Raw genomic sequence first — 18,647 nt, forward strand, 5'->3', positions numbered from 1 at the left:
GTGGCGCAAACCTCATGACGGTTAAACCCGTTCCCATTCGGCCCACCTGGGCCCTGCGGGAGCGGGTTTACCCACGAAGAGTGCGCCTGCGGAAAAACCTGCCTGACAGCTAAATCCTTGCCTCGCTGAAGCGTTTTCCAAGCGATAACCACCCGACACCCATCCGCTTACCGGGGCGTGGCGGGGCTCATTCGCTTGTTCGCGAGGATTTTTCCGATGTCGATCGCTTCCAGCCTTGCCCAGGTCCTGCCGAGCAGCGCGCCACAGACGCTGTACGAGTTCGAGGATTCCCCCCTGCTGTTGCGCCAGCAGCAACAGGAGTCCAACGCCCGCAGTTACCCGCGGCGTATTCCCTTGGCACTCAAGCGTGCCCGTGGCATCCATGTCGAGGACGTCGAAGGCCGTCAGTTCATCGATTGTCTGGCAGGTGCCGGCACCCTGGCCCTGGGCCACAACCACCCGGTGGTGATCGAGGCTATCCAGCGCGTGCTGGCCGAAGAGCTGCCCCTGCACACCCTGGACTTGACCACGCCGGTCAAGGACCGCTTCGTCCAGGACCTGTTCGGCATCCTGCCCGAAGCCTTGCGCCGGGAGGCAAAGGTCCAGTTCTGTGGACCGACCGGCACCGATGCGGTAGAGGCGGCGCTGAAACTGGTACGCACCGCCACGGGGCGCAGCACGGTGCTGGCCTTTCAGGGGGCTTACCATGGCATGTCCCAGGGGGCGTTGAGCCTGATGGGCAGCCTGGGGCCGAAACAGCCGCTGGGTGCGCTGCTGGCCAATGGCGTGCAGTTCCTGCCGTATCCCTATGACTATCGATGCCCCTTCGGCCTGGGTGGCGAGGCGGGCGTGCGTGCCAACCTGCATTACCTGGAGAACCTGCTGTGCGATCCGGAAGCCGGTGTCGCGTTGCCGGCGGCGGTGATCGTCGAAGTGGTGCAGGGCGAAGGCGGAGTGATCCCTGCGGATATCCAGTGGTTGCGTGGCCTGCGCCGTATCACCGAGCAGGCCGGCGTCGCGTTGATCGTCGACGAGATTCAAAGTGGCTTTGCCCGCACCGGGCGCATGTTCGCCTTCGAGCACGCCGGCATCGTGCCGGACGTGGTCACCCTGTCCAAGGCCATCGGCGGCAGCCTGCCCCTGGCGGTGGTGGTCTATCGCGACTGGCTGGACACCTGGAAGCCTGGAGCCCATGCCGGTACCTTCCGCGGTAACCAAATGGCCATGGCGGCAGGTTCCGCGGTGATGGGCTACTTGGTCGAGCATCGCCTGGCCGGGCACGCCGAGGCCATGGGCCAACGCTTGCGCGGCCACTTGCTGCGTGTGCAGCAGGATTATCCGCAGCTTGGAGATGTTCGGGGGCGTGGGCTGATGCTTGGGGTCGAACTGGTGAACCCGGATGGCGCCGTCGATGCGCTGGGCCGGGCTCCGGCCAACGGCACCCTGGCACCGAAAATTCAGCGCGAATGCCTCAGGCGCGGCTTGATCCTGGAGCTCGGCGGGCGCCACGGTGCGGTGGTGCGCTTCCTGCCACCGCTGATCATCAGTGCCGAACAAATCGACGACGTGGCCGACCGCTTTGCTCAGGCCGTGCAGGCAGCGGTGTCCGCCGGTTGAACGAACGGAACCTGCCAAGGCTCGGGGGCTTCTGCCAGCAGTAAATTTCCCGATCCAGGTTACGTCCTAGCTTGGACAGAACCCGCAGTGTGGCTGGAACGGATAGAGGCGCAATGGGCATTTCCCGACGAGGATTCATCGCAGGCCTGGCAGTGGCGGGGGCAACCGGTACGGCTGCCTATCACGCACACAAGGCGCTGACCCACGATCCTGAGGACGACATCGTCACGCCAGGGGAGGCCAGCGTCGAGTTGGCCGACTACGCAGGACAAGTACTGGCCGATCACCTGCGTGGCATCTGGGACCTGCGCTTCGAAGGCACAGAAGCGGGCCTTGAAGGGTTGCCCGTGGTCGGTGTCGAGCTGTTTCTCGACGTTGCCACCAAGGGGCGCGGCTTGCGCGGCTTTGTCGATACCGGTGAGCGCTTGCGTAGTGACGGGGTGGCCCGCTATCGAGTGTTGGGCGATCTGGTCGAGGCATCGTCTGCGCAGGTGCGTTGGCGCTTGCTGAACCAGCAGGGAGGGGGCAGCTACGAATGCATTGCCAGTCTCGACGAGGTCTGGGGCGATTTCGCCAATGCTGGCACCGGTACCCTGAGCGGACGTCTGCAGCGGTTGGACCGACCGCTCATGCTGCCGGTGGCCGACAGCCGCTTCGTCGCGGTCAAGCGGCGCTTCCCCGAAGCCCGCGAGCGCATCGGCTATACGCCACAGATGCACGCCTGGGTGCTCAGTGCCGAGCATCGGTTGTTCCACCAGCTTTGGCATGCCACCCGGGACAAATGGCACGACCTGTCCGAACAGCAGCGCGGCGCCCTGCGTGGCCTGGGCTGGCAGCCAGGCCCACGGGAGCGTGAGCGCGATGCCCGCGGCCCGCGCAAGCACCGCAATGGCTCGGGAATCGATTTTCTGTTCATGCACAGGCATATGCTGCAGACCGCTCGTCAGCTGCAGGACTTACCATCCTGGACGCACTTCCCATTGCCTGCGCCAAATGTCGAGCTCGACCGGGCAGGCTTTGCCCGCTATCACGAGAATCACGATGGTTGCTGTGTGCCACCGAGCTGGCAGGCGCCGGATGATGAGCCCTATGGGCAGTGGGTGTCGGCGATCAAGGCCAGCGAGACGTTTTGCAGTAACTTCCAGGTCTGGGAGTCGCAATACCAGGACCCTCGGTACCTCGCGAAGCTGAGCCTGGGCGCGCTGGGATCGGAGATGGAGATGACCCTGCACGACTGGCTGCACATGTGCTGGGCTTCGGTGCCGCGTGATCCGCTCAATGGTGCGCCGGTGCCTTTCGCCCGCGATCCGGCTGACTTCGCCCTGCGTTGGTTCGGGCCGGAGAACGACTTTCTCGGTGACCCGTTCTCTTCCCATGTGAACCCTGTGTTCTGGGGCTTCCATGGTTGGATCGACGACCGGATCGAGGACTGGTACCGCGCCCAGGAGCGCTACCACCCAGGCCAGGTGCGGCGTATGCAGGTCAACGGTGTGGACTGGTTCGCGCCAGGGCGCTGGGTAGAGGTCGATGACCCCTGGCTGGGGCCGGACACCCATGGTTGCAGCACGGTTCCTGGCACGCGTCCCGGCAAGTCGGTGGAGATGGATGTCGAGATCATGAAACTGGCGCTGCGCATCACCTTTGGCGAGGATGATGCGATCGGCGATCTGGTGCGGCGGGTGCCTCGCCGGCCCTGGTATGCGCGGCATCTTTCGCTGAAGAACATCGTGTCCTGATCGATGTCCAGGGGCCGTATTGCGGCCCCGATGCCCTTCAGCGCGAAGGCACCTGCCAGCCACCCCCCAACGCCTTGTACAACGCCACGCTGCCCTGTAGCCGGGCCAGGCGCAATTGCGCCTGCTGGTCCTGCGCGTCATATAGGGTGCGCTGGGTCTGCAGCACGCTGAGCAGGGTCTCTGCGCCGGCAGCATAGCGTTGCTGGGCAAGATCGAAGGCGATGCGCGCCTGGCGCACTTCCTCGTCCTGCCACTGGCGCTGGTGGTCCACACCCTGGATGGCATTGAGCGCCTTCTCCACGTCGGCAAAGCTCGCCAGAATGCTCGTCCGGTAGTTTTCCAGCAGTTCTTGCTGCTCGGCAGTGGCCAGGTCGCGGGCGGCACGCAGGCGGCCGTTGTTGAAGACCGGCGCGATCAGCCCGCTGGTGAGGGTGTAATAGGGGCTGTCCAGGATCTGGGCGAAGGTGCGCGCGCCGCTGCCCAGGTCGGCGCCCAGAGTCAGCTTGGGCAACAGCGCGGCCCGGGCGACCTGAACGTTGGCGCTGGCTGCCGCCAGGCGTGCCTCGGCAGCGGCGATATCGGGGCGGCGGCCGAGCAGATCGCTGGGGACGCCGCTGCCGATGCGCGGCCATTGCAAGGCGCCGATCGTGCCACGGTTGGCGGGCAGGTGCTGGACCGGCTCGCCCAGCAGAGTGGCCAAGGTGACGCGGCTGTCTTGCCATCGCTGCTCAAGCAGCGGCACCTGGCGTTCCTGGGCGGCCACCAGGCTGCGCTGCTGGGCCAACTCCAGGCGTGTGGCCGAACCTGAGCGTTCCCGCGCTTGTACGAGCGCCAGCACGTCACGCGCATTGTCCAGGTTCAGACGGGCAATACGCAGTTGTTCCTCCAGTGCCAAGCCTTGCAGGTAACTGTCGGCCACCGCGCAGGTCAGCGTCAGCTCGACCGTCTGGCGGTCGAAGCGACTGGCGTCCAGGCCATGCAAGGCGCTGTCGCGTGCAGCGCGCAGGCCTCCCCAGAAATCGATCTCGTAGCTGGCGCTCAGGCGGGTGCCGAAGGAGGTGCTGGTACGCTCGCTGCTGCTGGCATCGAGTTGGTCGTTGCCGTCGCCGCGCAACAGGCGCTGGCGGCTGGCATCCAGGCCGAACTGCAGCTCTGGCAACAAAGGTGCGCCGGCGATCACTGCGCGGGCCTGGGCCTGGCGCACCCGTGCGGTGGCGGCGGCGAGGTCATGGCTGTTGCGCAGGGCTCGCTCGATCAATTGGTCCAGCTGGGGGCTGGCGAACGCCTTCCACCAGATGGCATCGGGCAGGGGGCGGGTGGCGTCTTCGCGCTGCGCCTGCCAGGTCGCCGGCGCGGTGATATCGGCCTCTGGACTGGGCGTTGTGCTGCACGCGGCAAGGGCGAGGCTCAGGGTCAACAGGCTGATGCGGCTGGGCAATGTCATGAGTTATACGCTGGTGAGGGCTTTGACCGGATCGAGGCGAGCGGCCTTGCGGGCTGGCATGAAGCCGAACACCACGCCGGTGACGACGGCGCAGGCGAATGCACCGAGCATGGCGGGTAGAGCGAAGGCCACGGCGATGTCGGCCAGCATCAGGCCTGCGCCGATGCACAGGGCCAGTACGATGCCGGTGACCCCGCCGACCATCGACAGCATCACCGCTTCGCTGAGGAATTGACGCAGGATGTCGCGCTGACGGGCCCCAGTGGCCATGCGGATGCCGATCTCACGGGTGCGCTCGCGCACGGTCATGAGCATGATGTTCATCACGCCGATGCCGCCAACCAGCAAGGAGATGGCGGCAATCGCGCCGAGCATCAGCGACAGGCTGTTCTGGGTGCGGGCTTCGGCTTGGATCAAGGCTGCATCGTTGGTCAGTTCGAAATCGCGCTTGCCTTGGTGGCGCTGGCGCAGCAGGTGGTCGATGGCCGCCTCGGTGGCGTGGACCTGGGATGAGTCGAGAGCGGCAATGGCGATGTACTCGGGCTCATAGCGCCCGAACAAGCGGATGGCGGCGGCGGAGTAGGGCACCACGATGCGCTCGTCGCTGTCCTGGTCCCCCGAGCTTGCACCCTTGCCGGCCAGAATGCCCACGACCTGGAACGGCACGTTGCCGATCAACAGATACTGGCCCAGCGGGTCGCGCCGGTTGCCGAGCATCTTCTCCTTCACTTTCTGCCCGATCACCGCCACGGCAGCACCACTGGCCTCGTCAGCCTCACTGAAAAAGGCCCCTTCGACCACTGGCCAGTTGAAGACTTCCGGGAACCAGGTGTTGTTGCCACCGACATAGAACTGCTGGCTGTTGTTGCCGTAGCGCACCATCAGCTCTTCGCCGATGACCGGCATGACGCGTTTGACCTGTGGCAGTTCGGCGATCGCGTCGACATCATCGAGGGTGATGAGGCCTGCAGGTTCGCGCAGTGTCGCCGCTTTGCCGGACAGGTAGAGGATGTTCGAGCCGAACGCGGCCATTTGTGCCATGACCTGGCGCTTGCTGCCTTCGCCGACGGCCAGCATCACCACCACCGAGGCGACGCCGATGACGATGCCGAGCAAGGTCAAGGCAGTGCGGAAGCGGTTGATCCACATGACCCGCCAGGCCGCCTGCAGGGCTTCGAGCAGCTCGCCTTTCCAGGCGCCGCGCAGGGTGGCGCCGCGGTCCAGACGCTGGCGCAGCTCGTCGGCTTGCAGGCCTGGGTACGTAGCGGTTGCAGGTTGCTCGTCGGCTGAGTCGCTGATCATCAGGCCATCACGGATCTCGATGACCCGATGAGCTCGTGCCGCCACTTCGCGGTCGTGGGTGATCAAAATGATCACGTGGCCTTGGTGGGCGAGCTCATCCAGCAGGGCCATGACTTCGGCGCCGCTGTGACTGTCCAGCGCGCCGGTGGGCTCGTCGGCGAGGATGATGTGTCCGCCGTTCATCAGTGCCCGGGCGATCGATACCCGCTGTTGCTGGCCGCCGGAGAGTTGGTGCGGGCGGTTGGTGGTGCGGCTGGCCAGCCCCAGGCGTTCGAGCAGCGCACGAGCTCTGGCGTGGCGTTCGGCGGCGGGCGTTCCGGCATAGATGGCCGGCATCTCGACGTTTTCCTGGGCGGAGCCCGAGGGGATCAGGTGATAGCCCTGGAACACGAAGCCAAAGGCCTCGCGACGCAGCCACGCCAGCTCATCGCTGTCCAGGTCGGCGACGTCCTTGCCGGCGAAGCGATAACTGCCGGCGCTGGGGCGATCAAGGCAGCCGAGAATGTTCATCAGCGTCGACTTGCCTGAGCCCGAGGCACCGACGATGGCGACGAACTCGCCGGGGTGGATGGTCAGGCTGATGCCGCGCAACACCTCGACTTTCGGTGTGTCGATGCCGCCATAGGCCTTGCGGATGTCGGTGAGTTCGATCAGAGGGACAGGCATTCAACCTCCGCTGGCGGCCGGGGCGCCGATAACCAGTTGTTCGCCTTCACTCAGGCCTTCGAGGATCTGCACGCGCAGACGATCGCTCAGGCCCGTTCGTACTTGGCGCTGCTCGATCTTGCCCTCGCGATTGAGCACTTGGGCCAAGTACAGGCCGTCGTCATCGGCGTCCTCCAGAGCGGCCAGGGGGGCTGTGAGCACCTGCTTGGCCTGGCCGGCAACGAAGAACACCTGGGTAGTCATTTCGGCCATCAGGGCGCCATCGGGGTTGTCGACATCCAGCAGCACGGTGTACTGCACCACCTTGTTGCCGGTGGTGCCGGCGCTGGCGCTGGCCGGGCTGCCGCCGCCCTGGCTGGCCTGGTCCAACGGCTTGGGCGGGATCGGCAGGATCTGCCGCACGCGGCTGCTCCAGCGGCGCTTGCCGCCGGCCAGGGTGGTGAAGTAGGCGCTCATGCCGGGCTGGACCTTGCCGATGTCGGCCTCCGATACCTGGGCCCAGACGGTCATCGGCGAGAGTTTGGCGATACGCAGGATCAACGGCGTCTGTTGCTGGGCGTTGAGGGTCTGGCCCTCCCGGGCATCCACAGCGACCACGGTGCCGCTCATGGGGGCATAGATGCGCGTGTAACCCAACTCGGCCTCGTCGCTGCGCAGGCTGGCTTGAGCCTGGCGGATCTGCGCCTGGTACATGTCGATGCGCGCCTGGGTCACTTTGAGTTGGGCTTGGGCTGTTTGCAGGTCTTCCTCGCGGGTGGCGCCTGCGGCGGCTAGATCACGTTGGCGTTGGTACTGTTGCGTCGCCAGCTGGTACTGGGCGCGTTGCTCGGCCAGTTGGGCCTTGAGGTTTTCGATGGAGTAGCGACCGGCATCGAGCTTGGCTTGCTGGGTGGACGGGTCGATCTCGACCAGCAACTGACCCTGGCGCACCACATCGCCCACCTCCACGTGCAACGTGCGGATCTGCCCGGAGGCCTGGGCGCCCACATCGACATAACGCCTGGGCTGCAAGGTGCCCAAGGCCGTGACGCTGCTTTCGATATCGCCTCGCACGATCTGGACGGTGCTTACCGGCAGGGTGCCGAAAGGCAGGGTCTTCCAAGCCAGGATGGCGCCCAGGCCAAGCAGGCCCAGGCCACCGAGCAGGATCCGACGGCGGGTGTGGATTAAGCGTCTCATGCGGGCTTCCGGCCAGGGGTGAAAGTCACACGCGGCCAATCGTGGCACGCAGGGCGGTCTCAGGTAGACGAAGCCACAACGGGGAGATTTAGTCGATTCGAGAAGTGGGGGGGGTTGTTGCTGAGAATAATTATAATTTGTAATATGTCGCGCTGATATCACTTCGTCCCGTGTTCCGATTGCAAGTGTCGAGCAAGGAAATGCCAGGTACCGTCGTGGAACATTACTATCGTGAGCTGGTGAGTTTCCTTTCCGCGCGCCTGGGCAACCGTCAGGCGGCGGAGGACGTCGCCCACGATGCCTACCTGAGAGTGCTGGAGCGCACCGACGCTCAGCGCATCGAACACCCGCGCGCTTTTTTGTACCGCACTGCGCTGAACCTGGTGGTCGATCGCCACCGACGTCATCAGGTGCGCCAGGCCGAGCCGCTGGAAGTGCTGGACACCGACGAGCGCTGGCACGGGCCTGGGTTGTCCCACAGCATGCAGATGGACCAGCGCCTGGAATTGATGCAGCGCGCCCTTGATGAGCTGAGCAAACCCTGCCGGGACAGCTTCCTGCTGCGCAAACTCGAAGGGCTGTCTCACCCGCAGATCGCCGAGCGCCTGGGGATTTCTCGCAGCCTGGTGGAAAAGCATATTGTCAATGCCATGAAACACTGCCGCGTACGCATGCGCGAGTGGGAATCCTGACGTTGCCGACACATCCCTGAAACACCCGTATCAGCCGCGTTACACCCTTGATGGGAAATGAAAATTCCCCATGCTGGCGACTTGATTTCTCCTGCTTTCCCGACAACTATCAAGGAAAGACCCCGGCCGGGCCCCCGTCGTGGTGGTTGCCTGTACTGGCGCAGTAGGGGCAGGGCATATTCCCTCAACGCCTCGTTGCCCAGGTGCAGACAATGGCAAACAAGACCATGCGCATCCTCATTGCCGACGAGCATCCGTGCCAACGTTTGCAGCTGGAAAAAATGCTCAATGGCCTGGGCTACTACCGCATCGCCCCGGTGGAAAGTTTCGAAGACCTCCAGCGTTTGGTGCAGAGCGCGCTGCAGCCATTCAATCTATTGATCGGCAACATCGAGCTGGCCAGCCACGCCGGCGTCGACCTGGCGCGCTTTTGCCGGGTCAGCACCCAGATCCAGCATGCCTTGCTCTACCATTCTCAGCACCTGAAGGTGCCCGCAGTGCCTCAGGCCCAGCGCCAGGCGGTGAACATCAGCCTGCCGCGCGTACCGGATGACGAGGCGCTGCAATCGTTCATGGCGATCATCGACCTGCCTTTGGTGGTAGGGCAGTTGCCGCTGCCGGCGAGCCTGGCGGGCAAGGGCAATCCGATCCGGCACCGAAACTTCGGCCACACAGTGTTCAGCCGCTCGAGCTGAGTCAGGTGGGGCAAGGGTGTGGCATTTGCTATCCTCTTGCCCTTTGCCGATTTGCGGAACCATGCCATGACTGTCATCGATACCGCCCGTGCACCCCGGTTCAGCCGCGGCGATCACCGGACCCTGGGCCTGGCGGCGTTGGGCGGCGCGTTGGAAATCTACGATTTCATTATCTTCGTGTTCTTCGCCCTGACCCTCAGCCAGCTGTTTTTCCCGCCTGAAATGCCTGAGTGGTTGCGGCTGCTGCAGAGTTTCGGAATTTTCGTCACCGGGTACCTGGCCAGGCCCCTGGGCGGCATCCTGATGGCGCACTTCGCCGACCACCTGGGGCGCAAGCGGGTGTTCAGCCTGAGCATCCTGATGATGGCCCTGCCGTGCCTGCTGATCGGCCTGATGCCGACCTATGCCGATATCGGCTATGCCGCGCCGCTGATCCTGCTGGCGTTGCGTATCCTCCAAGGCGCTGCGGTGGGTGGCGAGGTGCCGAGCGCCTGGACCTTCGTTGCCGAACATGCCCCTGTGGGCCGGCGCGGCTATGCCCTGGGCTTTCTGCAGGCCGGACTGACCTTCGGCTACCTGCTGGGCGCCTTGACCGCGACCTTGTTGGCGAAGCTTTACAGTCCGCAGGAGATTCTCGACTACGCCTGGCGTTATCCCTTCCTGTTGGGCGGTGTGTTTGGTGTCGTCGGCGTCTGGTTGCGCCGCTGGTTGAGTGAAACGCCGGTGTTCCTGGCCCTGCGCGAACGCCAGGAACAGCCAGTGGCCTTCCCGCTGCGTAGCGTGCTGGGCACGCATCGTCATGCACTGATTCCGGCGGCCTTGCTGACTTGCGTGCTGACGTCGGCAGTGGTGGTGCTGGTGGTGATCACCCCTACCGTGATGCAGCAGCGCTTCGGCATCGCAGCGGGCCACACCTTCGCCCTGAGCAGCGTGGGAATTGTTTTTCTAAACATGGGTTGCGTGCTGGCCGGCTTGCTGGTCGACCGCATCGGTGCCTGGCGCGCCTTGATGATCTACAGCCTGCTGTTGCCTGTGGGCATCGGAGCGTTGTACGCAAGTCTGGTGGGGCAGTTTGGCTGGACGTGGCTGGCCTATGCCTTGGCAGGGTTGTCCTGCGGTGTGGTAGGGGTGGTGCCATCAGTGATGGTCGGGTTGTTCCCGGCGCAGATCCGAGTGTCGGGTATTTCCTTCACCTACAACATCGCCTACGCCTTATGGGCCAGCACCACGCCGCTGGCGTTGATTGCGTTGATGCCATGGAGCCCCTGGGTGTGCGTCGGGTTCTGCCTGATCATGGGGCTTGTCGGTTTCATGACGGCGGCCTACTTCCGCGGCCGTGGAGTAGCGTGCGCGACGTCGTGCTCGGCTACCTCGCCCCTCTGAAGGTGCAGTGCGTGTCCTACGGTGCGCGAGCTTGGGTTCACGCAAGGTAAGGGGAACGGCACTGACTGTCGGTGGTGGAGCCTCTGCGTAGATTGCTCGGTGCTTGATTCAAGCACCCGCATCTACCGGATTTGGAGGCTGCCGATGTATGGCTTTAACGTGAAGTGGCAGACGCGCGAGCAACTGCCGGAAATCCCCCAGGACATGTTGTTCTCCGGTGTGGCGCGCGACACGCCAGAGGCTGATCCAGGTCATGCCCCTGTGATGAGTACGCCCGTCATACGCTGGGGAAACAGCAAAGCCTGCGTCTTTGATGACCGGGTACACCATGAGCAGGCCTGGCTGGTGGTCTATGGGGATGGCCAGCGGCTCACGGGGGGCCGACCTCTGCAAGGGTTCCGGCATATCGCTGATATCCAGGAGGCGGCCAGTGGCGTTGCACTGCGTCTGATCGATGCCAATGGCCATGAGGTGGAAATCTCGCACCTGGAACTTGATTCGCTGGATGGCAAGGACGGCCGCGAGTCCGAAATCGAGGGATTGCCAGTGGGTATCCCTTTTTGCCTGGGCCATGACCATGCTTTGCTGATGGCCGATGAAAAGGGCGTGCGCATTGATTCGGGGCCGGAGACCCTGGCCATGCAATGGATGTTCAAGGACGGAAAACTGAGCAGCGTCGCCACCGGTCAAGTCCTTGGCCTGGGAGTACGTTGTCTGCCGCCCGCCCAAGGGCTTGAAAAATGGCATCTTTCTCCCGAAGGGGTGCTTGCGTTTGGCCCTCAGGCGCAGGCGCTGTGCGCAGACCCGGCGCATGGCGAGGTCTGGCTTCAGCCTCAGGACCCGGGGTTGCCATCTGTGCGTTGGCAGGTGAAACGACCGCGTAACAAGGCGTCGGGCATGCAGGTCGAGAAGCTGGTCCTGCATGTGCAGGTCTGCGACGACTACAGCGCCGGGACTTCGGACAGCGTCTACTTCTCGATCAATGGCAGCCGTCATCAGCAGCTTCTGGCCAGGAATTTCGAACGAGGCTCGGCGCTGGCTGCCGAGGTGGATCTGGCCAGTATGTTCCAAGGGCGCGCCATCTTTGCCGACGAACTCGTCAGCGTGGAGCTGTATCAGGTAAGCGGCGACGGCTACGGTCCAGCATGGCGTATGAACGCGCTGGATCTGGTGGTCAATGACCACATGAGCAACCGTGTGCTCGGGTCCGACAGTCCATGGCTGTTGCCAACGTCAGGCGCAAACTGGACGGGTACGATCAATTGGCTGGACTGGCGTGAGGAGGGCGGTCAGACGCCGTTGGACTTTGCCGGGTACACCTATCCGGTCAATTGGGGGCCACTGCTGTCCGATTGGCTGAATTGGCGTTCGTATGAACCGGAAACGCTCACGGGGGTGTGCCAGTTGATTGGCGAGTATCAGGGCAGGCTTCTGGCCTACGATCTCAAAGACAAGAAACCGGTCTATCTTGAGCCCAATACCGCAATCGATTCTTACACGTGGGTCTACACCCCACAGGGAAGCATCATCATCCGGCGTTGGGACAAGACCGCGTCCCGCAGCAGCTATATCCGTCATAGCCAACTCGGCTCCGGCAATCCAGTGGTGTGCGCCGGAGAGCTCACCATCACTCGTGTTGCGACCCACATGGCTGTGCAGGATCTTTTGGGGATGATCAACGACGCGTCCGGGCATTACCTGCCCGATGGCGGCACATGTCTGGCACATGTGCGCGAACGGCTGGCCCAACTTGGGCTGGATACGAGCAGTACGCAGATCCGATACAGGACGCAAACCCCGGCGATGTGATGGCCTGCAACCCAAACGAAAAAGCCCCCAAGGCCTGGCCTTGGGGGCTTTTTTCATGCGGGGCGATGTTACATGTTCGGGTAATTCGGCCCGCCTGCGCCTTCTGGAGTGACCCAGGTGATGTTCTGGGCCGGGTCCTTGATGTCGCAGGTCTTGCAATGCACACAGTTCTGCGCGTTGATCTGGAAGCGCTTGCTGCCGTCTTCCTGGGTAACCACTTCGTACACGCCGGCCGGGCAGTAGCGCTGGGCAGGTTCGTCATACAGCGGCAGGTTGCTGGCGATCGGTACGCTGGCATCGGCCAGTTTCAGGTGGCAGGGCTGTTCCTCTTCATGGTTGGTGCTGGAGAGGAACACCGAACTCAGCTTGTCGAAGCTGAGCTTGCCGTCGGGTTTGGGGTAGTCGATCTTCTGCGAATCGGCCGCCAGCTTGAGGCAGGCGTAGTCTGGCTTGGTGTCGTGCAGGGTGAACGGCAGCTTGCCGCCGAACCAGTTCTGGTCGATGTAGTTGAACGCACCACCGAGCAAGGGGCCGAACTTGTGCAGCGCAGGGCCGAAGTTGCGGCTGGCGAACAGCTCCTCATACAGCCAGCTGGCTTTGAAGGCGCTGACATAGTTGTCGAGGGTGTCGCCACCTTCGCGACCGGCGAACAGAGCTTCGGCCACGGCGTCGGCGGCGAGCATGCCGGACTTCATGGCGGTGTGGCTGCCTTTGATCTTGGAGAAGTTCAGGGTGCCCAGGTCGCAACCGATCAGTGCGCCGCCGTTGAAGACCATCTTCGGCAGCGAGTTCAGGCCGCCCTTGCAGATGGCGCGGGCACCGTAGCTGATGCGCTTGCCGCCTTCGAGGTACTGGCTCATCACCGGGTGGTGCTTCAGGCGCTGGAACTCATCGAATGGCGACAGGTAGGGGTTGGCATAGGAGAGGTCGACGATCAGGCCGACCACCACCTGATTGTTCTCCAGATGATAAAGGAAGGAGCCGCCGGTGTTCTCGGCGCTCACTACGTCCAGCGGCCAGCCGGCGGTGTGCACCACCAGGCCTTGCTCGTGCTTGGCCGGATCGATTTCCCAGATTTCCTTGAGGCCAATGCCGTAGTGCTGGACGTCGGACTCGCTGTCGAGGTTGAAGCGCTTGATCAACTGTTTGCCGATATGACCACGGCAGCCTTCGGCGAACAACGTGTACTTGGCGCGCAGTTCCATGCCTGGCGTGTACAGGCCGTCTTTAGGGTTGCCTTCGCGGTCGACCCCCAGGTCGCCCGTGATGATCCCGCGGACCACGCCGTTCTCATCGAACAGCGCTTCCTGGGCGGCGAAGCCTGGGTAAATTTCCACGCCCAGGTTCTCGGCTTGTTGGGCCAGCCAGCGGCACAGATTGCCCAGGGAGATAATGTAGTTACCCTGGTTATGCATGGTCTTTGGCACGAACAGGTCAGGGACCTTGGTCGAGCTGCTCGCATCCTTGAGTACATAGATGTCGTCGCGCTTGACTTCGGTGTTCAGCGGAGCACCGAGTTCTTTCCAGTCGGGGAACAGTTCGTTCAGAGCACGTGGCTCGAACACCGCGCCGGAGAGGATGTGGGCACCGACTTCCGAGCCTTTCTCGACCACGCAGACGCTGATCTCGTTACCGGCTTCGGCGGCCTTCTGCTTCAGGCGGCAGGCGGCGGACAGGCCCGCCGGGCCTGCGCCGACGATGACCACGTCGAATTCCATGTATTCGCGTTCCACTGGTTCTCTCCTACTCAAGGCTCATCGCTGTTGCTTGTCTTGTCTTTTTGGGTGATGGAGGGCCATGCACGACTGTGTAAGCTGTAGCTTCGTGGATGACGGACTACACCGCTTTGTCTTGGCCGCGCATTATATCTACACCACTTGGCGGGTCCAATACAAACGTTTGTTTGAATTTGCCGGAGCCCAGTAAAATCACTGGAACGCGGCTGGAGGCTGGCCGATTTGCCGTATTGACCGGATTAGGTGTTACGGTCAAGATACGAGCGGTTTTACGCTCGCCGTAGGCTGACCGCCGGGCGCAGGTGTACCCCTAAAGACCAGGCATGGAGCAGGGTTTTCGGGCCGAATCCGGTTTTGTAGTGGAGTCTACACGCCACGACAGAAAATGACCCGTCGGTTTTGCCGGCGAAGTCGAAACAGGACTGTTCGGTCACAGGAAATTCCCCGCAGCCAGGAACGTTTTTAGAGGTGCCCTTGTACCCACGCGCAATCGCCGGGCATGCCCCAGGCGACATTCTTTTCACCGGAGAGTAACGAGGAATCCATGAAGGTTCTTGTAGCTGTCAAACGAGTGGTCGACTACAACGTCAAGGTTCGCGTCAAGGCGGACAACTCCGGCGTCGACCTTGCAAACGTCAAGATGTCCATGAACCCCTTCTGCGAAATCGCCGTGGAAGAAGCCGTACGCCTGAAGGAAAAGGGCGTTGCGACCGAGATCGTCGCCGTTGCCGTCGGTCCGACCGCTGCTCAGGAGCAGCTGCGTACCGCCCTGGCGCTGGGTGCCGATCGCGCCATCCTGGTCGAGACCGCCGAAGAGCTCAACTCCCTGGCCGTGGCCAAGGCGCTCAAGGCCATTGTCGATAAAGAGCAGCCACAGTTGGTCATTCTTGGCAAGCAAGCCATCGACAGTGACAACAACCAGACCGGCCAGATGCTGGCTGCGCTGACCGGCTACGCCCAAGGCACCTTCGCCTCCAAGGTCGAAGTGGCTGGCGACAAGCTCAACGTCACCCGTGAAATCGATGGCGGCCTGCAGACCGTCGCGCTGAACCTGCCGGCGATCGTCACCACCGACCTGCGTCTGAACGAGCCACGCTATGCGTCGCTGCCGAACATCATGAAAGCCAAGAAGAAGCCGCTGGAGACTGTCACTCCAGACGCGCTGGGCGTCTCCACCGCTTCCACCACCAAGACCCTGAAAGTCGAAGCCCCGGCTGCTCGCAGCGCGGGTATCAAGGTCAAGTCGGTGGCTGAACTGGTCGAGAAACTGAAGAACGAGGCGAAGGTAATCTAAATGACTATCCTGGTTGTCGCTGAACACGAAAACGGTGCCGTTGCCCCGGCTACCCTGAACACTGTTGCCGCTGCCGCCAAGATCGGTGGGGATATCCATGTGCTGGTTGCAGGCCAGAACGTCGGTGGTGTCGCTGAAGCTGCCGCCAAGATCGCTGGCGTTGCCAAGGTACTGGTCGCTGACAATGCCGCCTACGCTCACGCGCTGCCGGAAAACGTAGCGCCGCTGATCGCCGAGTTAGGCAAGGGCTACAGCCACGTGCTGGCTCCGGCCACCACTAATGGCAAGAACATCCTGCCACGCGTCGCCGCGCTGCTGGACGTCGACCAGATCTCCGAGATCATCTCGGTCGAGTCTGCCGACACCTTCAAGCGCCCGATCTATGCCGGTAACGCCATTGCTACCGTGCAGTCCAGCGCTGCGGTCAAGGTCATCACCGTGCGTACCACCGGCTTCGACGCCGTGGCCGCCGAGGGTGGTTCGGCTGCTGTCGAGGCCGTTGGTGCCGTGCACGACGCTGGCAAGTCTGCTTTCGTTGGTGAAGAGCTGGCCAAGTCCGACCGTCCTGAGCTGACCGCTGCCAAGATCGTCGTTTCCGGCGGTCGCGGCATGGGCAACGGTGACAACTTCAAGCATCTGTACGCCCTGGCCGACAAGCTCGGCGCTGCTGTCGGTGCCTCGCGTGCCGCGGTCGACGCAGGCTTCGTGCCCAACGACATGCAGGTCGGCCAGACCGGCAAGATCGTTGCGCCGCAGCTGTACATCGCCGTCGGTATCTCGGGCGCGATCCAGCACCTGGCGGGCATGAAGGACTCCAAGGTGATCGTTGCGATCAACAAGGACGAAGAAGCACCGATCTTCCAGGTCGCCGACTACGGCCTGGTCGCCGACCTGTTCGAGGCGGTTCCAGAGCTGGAAAAGCTGGTCTGATCCGGCGGCTTCACTTATAAAGAAGCCCGGCCCTCCGAAACGAGGGCCGGGCTTTTTTCTGGCTGCAAGGAGTAGGGCATGGAGTTTCGCAAAGCGGGCAGGGTGCTGGCCTGCATGGCGGCGTTGTCGGCGCCATGGACAATGGCAGCAGGCAAGTGCGAACGCCTGGTGGCGACTGGCAGCCCGGATGCTCCGCCGTATTCCTGGCAGGATCCGAAAGATCCTCGGCATCTGATCGGTGCCAATGTCGACCTGCTGCGTCAGGTCGCCGCCGAGCTTGGGGTGTCGGTCGAAGTGCTGCACGCCGGCAAGCGCGACCAGGCGCTGGAGGAAGTGCGCAGCGGGCGTATGGACCTGTTGATCGATACGCCCATGCAGGTCGAACAGTTGACCGCCCTGGACTACATCCATCCGCCGTTGCAGCTCAACGAGTACCTTGTCTGGACTCGTCATGACGCCACGTTGGTCTTCGACGGGCCGGCGGACCTTGCCCAGTACCAAGGCAGTATTTCCGAGCGGGCTCGCCTGACTCCGGCTTTCGAAGCCTTCGCCAAGGCCCAGCTCAAGCTGGCCCCTGCGCAGAACCTGACTCAGGCCTTCCAGAAACTGGTACTGGGCCAGGTCGATTATGTGCTGGCCGGGCGCTATTCGGGCATGGGCATGGTCCAGAGTCTGGGGATGGGCAATGACTTGATCGCCCGAGGCTTGCCGGTGGACCGCCCAGGCCTGTACCTCGCTGTGTCGCACAACTCGGCCTGCAATGACGCCTGGCTGCGCGGACAACTGGCAAAAAAACTGACAGAATTGCCGATCTCCGGGGTGTCCCAGGCTGTGCTGCAGCGCAATGTCGAGCGCTGGAAGGCGCAGATGCAGGCGCCTCTGGATGCCCCTAAACAGTAGGAATGCAATGAGAACCCAACCACTGATCCTTGCCTTGGCCATGCTCGGCCTGGCTGGCTGTGCCAACGATCCTGCGCCCAACGAGCAGATGCGTCTGTCCGAGCAGGCCCTGGAGCAGGCCAAGGCCGTCGGTGCCACCGAGCAGGTGGCGGAATTGAAACTGGCCGAAGACAAACTGGCGAGAGCCAAGACCAACATGGCCACCGAGGATTACCGTGACGCGCGCATGCGCGCCGAGCAGGCCGAGCTGGATGCGCGCCTGGCCGAGGCTCGGGTGTTGACCCAGAAGAGCGAAGAGCAGCTTCAGGTCGTGCAGGCGCGGGTCAAGCGCCTTCGCAAGCAACTGGAGGTCCAGCCATGATGCGTCGCCAATCAATGGCTGCACTGGCGCTGATGGCGCTGGTCGGGTTGCAGGGTTGCGCGAGCCAGCGCAGCGAGTCGGCGCTCGATGAAGCGGCGGTCGCCTTCCAAAAGGTCAAGGATGATGCCGATGTGCTGCGCAGCGCGCCGCGCGATGTGATTCGTGCTGGTGAATCCCTGGCGCGTGCCGAGCGTCTCTCGAGCTACATCGGAACCGGGTCCGACGTGCGTCACTACGCCTATTTGAGCAAGCGCTACAGCGAGATCGCGGCCGAGCATGCCAAGTTGGCGCTCAATCAAGAGCGTCTGGCCAAGCTCGACCTGGAGCGCCAGCGCTTGCAGCTGGGTCTGCGCGAAGCCAAATTGGCCAGCGTCCAACAGCAGGGTAAGTGGGTCGAAGCGCAGATCGCGGCCATGGCCTCCGAGCAAAGCGATCGTGGCTTGGTGATGACGTTGGGCGATGTGCTGTTCGACACTGGTCGCGCCGAGCTCAAGACCTCCGCCAGCCGCACGGTGCTCAAGCTCGTCCAGTTCCTGCAGCTCAATCCTCGTCGTGTGGTGCGGGTCGAAGGGTATACCGACAGTACCGGACTGCCCGAGGATAACCTCGCGCTATCGCGGGATCGTGCCCAGGCCGTGGCTGATATGTTGATCGACCTGGGTGTAGACGAAAAACGCATACAGGTCGAAGGCTATGGCGACCAGTATCCGATCGACGCCAATGCGTCCGAGCGGGGCAGGGCGCAGAACCGTCGGGTCGAAATCGTCTTTTCCGACGACAAGGGCAAGCTCGCGCCAGCGCGTTGAAGCCGGGCGTTCTTGTAGGTTTTTGGCTATCTCGTTCGTCGGTAACGGGCGGGTTTGTTGATTCTGTGATTGTTACCTCACTGTATTGTTGACTATT

15 protein-coding genes are annotated in these 18,647 nt (G+C 63.1%); 11 read left to right on the forward strand and 4 right to left on the reverse strand.

Features of this window, described 5'->3' with window-relative positions:
- Window positions 1-216 precede the first annotated feature (216 nt).
- Complete coding sequence (locus DQ397_RS01935) at window positions 217-1,617, forward strand: aspartate aminotransferase family protein (protein WP_043212332.1); 1,401 nt, start codon at window positions 217-219, stop codon at window positions 1,615-1,617.
- Window positions 1,618-1,730: 113 nt separating this feature from the next.
- Window positions 1,731-3,353: a twin-arginine translocation signal domain-containing protein gene (locus DQ397_RS01940; protein WP_148921455.1), complete on the forward strand. Its 1,623-nt coding sequence runs from the start codon at window positions 1,731-1,733 to the stop codon at window positions 3,351-3,353.
- A gap of 37 nt (window positions 3,354-3,390) precedes the next feature.
- Here the strand turns inward: DQ397_RS01940 and DQ397_RS01945 are convergent, their stop codons facing one another.
- Genes DQ397_RS01945 through DQ397_RS01955 form a run of 3 tightly spaced genes read right to left on the reverse strand, consistent with a single transcriptional unit; the run spans window position 3,391 to window position 7,944 of the window.
- A complete protein-coding gene (locus DQ397_RS01945) occupies window positions 3,391-4,797 on the reverse strand; it encodes an efflux transporter outer membrane subunit (protein ID WP_148921456.1) in 1,407 nt (468 codons plus the stop codon).
- Window positions 4,798-4,800: 3 nt separating this feature from the next.
- A complete protein-coding gene (locus DQ397_RS01950; protein ID WP_043211446.1) occupies window positions 4,801-6,765 on the reverse strand; it encodes a MacB family efflux pump subunit in 1,965 nt (654 codons plus the stop codon).
- On the reverse strand, window positions 6,766-7,944 hold the full coding sequence (locus tag DQ397_RS01955) for an efflux RND transporter periplasmic adaptor subunit (RefSeq protein WP_043211445.1): 1,179 nt from the start codon (window positions 7,942-7,944) through the stop codon (window positions 6,766-6,768). It abuts the gene before it with no gap.
- 215 nt (window positions 7,945-8,159) lie between these two features.
- Here DQ397_RS01955 and DQ397_RS01960 point away from each other — a divergent pair, with 215 nt between their 5' ends.
- From DQ397_RS01960 to DQ397_RS01975, 4 genes are all read left to right on the forward strand, one after another.
- Complete coding sequence (locus DQ397_RS01960) at window positions 8,160-8,636, forward strand: sigma-70 family RNA polymerase sigma factor (protein ID WP_070574319.1); 477 nt, start codon at window positions 8,160-8,162, stop codon at window positions 8,634-8,636.
- Window positions 8,637-8,848: 212 nt separating this feature from the next.
- Window positions 8,849-9,331: a response regulator gene (locus DQ397_RS01965; protein ID WP_043211443.1), complete on the forward strand. Its 483-nt coding sequence runs from the start codon at window positions 8,849-8,851 to the stop codon at window positions 9,329-9,331.
- Window positions 9,332-9,397: 66 nt separating this feature from the next.
- On the forward strand, window positions 9,398-10,714 hold the full coding sequence (locus DQ397_RS01970) for an MFS transporter (RefSeq protein WP_052352466.1): 1,317 nt from the start codon (window positions 9,398-9,400) through the stop codon (window positions 10,712-10,714).
- A 144-nt stretch (window positions 10,715-10,858) separates the two neighbouring features.
- Window positions 10,859-12,523 carry a hypothetical protein gene (locus tag DQ397_RS01975; protein ID WP_043211442.1) on the forward strand — a complete coding sequence of 555 codons (1,665 nt, stop codon included), beginning with the start codon at window positions 10,859-10,861 and terminating at the stop codon, window positions 12,521-12,523.
- Between the two features lie 68 nt (window positions 12,524-12,591).
- On the opposite strand, the gene DQ397_RS01980 is transcribed toward DQ397_RS01975, so the two are convergent.
- Window positions 12,592-14,256, reverse strand: coding sequence for an electron transfer flavoprotein-ubiquinone oxidoreductase (locus tag DQ397_RS01980; protein ID WP_043211441.1), 1,665 nt, complete (start codon window positions 14,254-14,256; stop codon window positions 12,592-12,594).
- 547 nt (window positions 14,257-14,803) lie between these two features.
- Here DQ397_RS01980 and DQ397_RS01985 point away from each other — a divergent pair.
- The 5 genes from DQ397_RS01985 (at window position 14,804) to DQ397_RS02005 (ending at window position 18,550) form a co-directional block, all read left to right on the forward strand.
- Complete coding sequence (locus tag DQ397_RS01985) at window positions 14,804-15,553, forward strand: electron transfer flavoprotein subunit beta/FixA family protein (protein WP_043211439.1); 750 nt, start codon at window positions 14,804-14,806, stop codon at window positions 15,551-15,553.
- Window positions 15,554-16,483: an electron transfer flavoprotein subunit alpha/FixB family protein gene (locus DQ397_RS01990; protein WP_043211437.1), complete on the forward strand. Its 930-nt coding sequence runs from the start codon at window positions 15,554-15,556 to the stop codon at window positions 16,481-16,483.
- Window positions 16,484-16,561: 78 nt separating this feature from the next.
- Window positions 16,562-17,383 carry an ABC transporter substrate-binding protein gene (locus DQ397_RS01995; protein ID WP_043211436.1) on the forward strand — a complete coding sequence of 274 codons (822 nt, stop codon included), beginning with the start codon at window positions 16,562-16,564 and terminating at the stop codon, window positions 17,381-17,383.
- A gap of 7 nt (window positions 17,384-17,390) precedes the next feature.
- On the forward strand, window positions 17,391-17,744 hold the full coding sequence (locus DQ397_RS02000; RefSeq protein WP_043211434.1) for a DUF4398 domain-containing protein: 354 nt from the start codon (window positions 17,391-17,393) through the stop codon (window positions 17,742-17,744).
- Window positions 17,741-18,550, forward strand: coding sequence for an OmpA family protein (locus tag DQ397_RS02005; RefSeq protein ID WP_043211433.1), 810 nt, complete (start codon window positions 17,741-17,743; stop codon window positions 18,548-18,550). The genes DQ397_RS02000 and DQ397_RS02005 overlap by 4 nt, the downstream gene beginning before the upstream one ends.
- The last annotated feature ends 97 nt before the right edge of the window (window positions 18,551-18,647 follow it).

It is taken from the genome of Pseudomonas sp. CK-NBRI-02 (genome assembly GCF_008124495.1).
Classification (GTDB): Bacteria; Pseudomonadota; Gammaproteobacteria; order Pseudomonadales; family Pseudomonadaceae; genus Aquipseudomonas; species Aquipseudomonas guariconensis.

Bases quoted from the DNA above. Each gene is read 5' to 3' on its own strand.
- DQ397_RS01985 (WP_043211439.1), top strand. From the start codon at position 14,804: ATGAAGGTTCTTGTAGCTGTCAAACGAGTGGTCGACTACAACGTCAAG.
- DQ397_RS01965 (WP_043211443.1), top strand. From the start codon at position 8,849: ATGGCAAACAAGACCATGCGCATCCTCATTGCCGACGAGCATCCGTGC.
- DQ397_RS01970 (WP_052352466.1), top strand. From the start codon at position 9,398: ATGACTGTCATCGATACCGCCCGTGCACCCCGGTTCAGCCGCGGCGAT.
- DQ397_RS01995 (WP_043211436.1), top strand. From the start codon at position 16,562: ATGGAGTTTCGCAAAGCGGGCAGGGTGCTGGCCTGCATGGCGGCGTTG.
- DQ397_RS01975 (WP_043211442.1), top strand. From the start codon at position 10,859: ATGTATGGCTTTAACGTGAAGTGGCAGACGCGCGAGCAACTGCCGGAA.
- DQ397_RS01955 (WP_043211445.1), bottom strand. From the start codon at position 7,944: ATGAGACGCTTAATCCACACCCGCCGTCGGATCCTGCTCGGTGGCCTG.
- DQ397_RS02000 (WP_043211434.1), top strand. From the start codon at position 17,391: ATGAGAACCCAACCACTGATCCTTGCCTTGGCCATGCTCGGCCTGGCT.
- DQ397_RS01990 (WP_043211437.1), top strand. From the start codon at position 15,554: ATGACTATCCTGGTTGTCGCTGAACACGAAAACGGTGCCGTTGCCCCG.
- DQ397_RS01935 (WP_043212332.1), top strand. From the start codon at position 217: ATGTCGATCGCTTCCAGCCTTGCCCAGGTCCTGCCGAGCAGCGCGCCA.
- DQ397_RS01950 (WP_043211446.1), bottom strand. From the start codon at position 6,765: ATGCCTGTCCCTCTGATCGAACTCACCGACATCCGCAAGGCCTATGGC.
- DQ397_RS01945 (WP_148921456.1), bottom strand. From the start codon at position 4,797: ATGACATTGCCCAGCCGCATCAGCCTGTTGACCCTGAGCCTCGCCCTT.
- DQ397_RS01940 (WP_148921455.1), top strand. From the start codon at position 1,731: ATGGGCATTTCCCGACGAGGATTCATCGCAGGCCTGGCAGTGGCGGGG.
- DQ397_RS02005 (WP_043211433.1), top strand. From the start codon at position 17,741: ATGATGCGTCGCCAATCAATGGCTGCACTGGCGCTGATGGCGCTGGTC.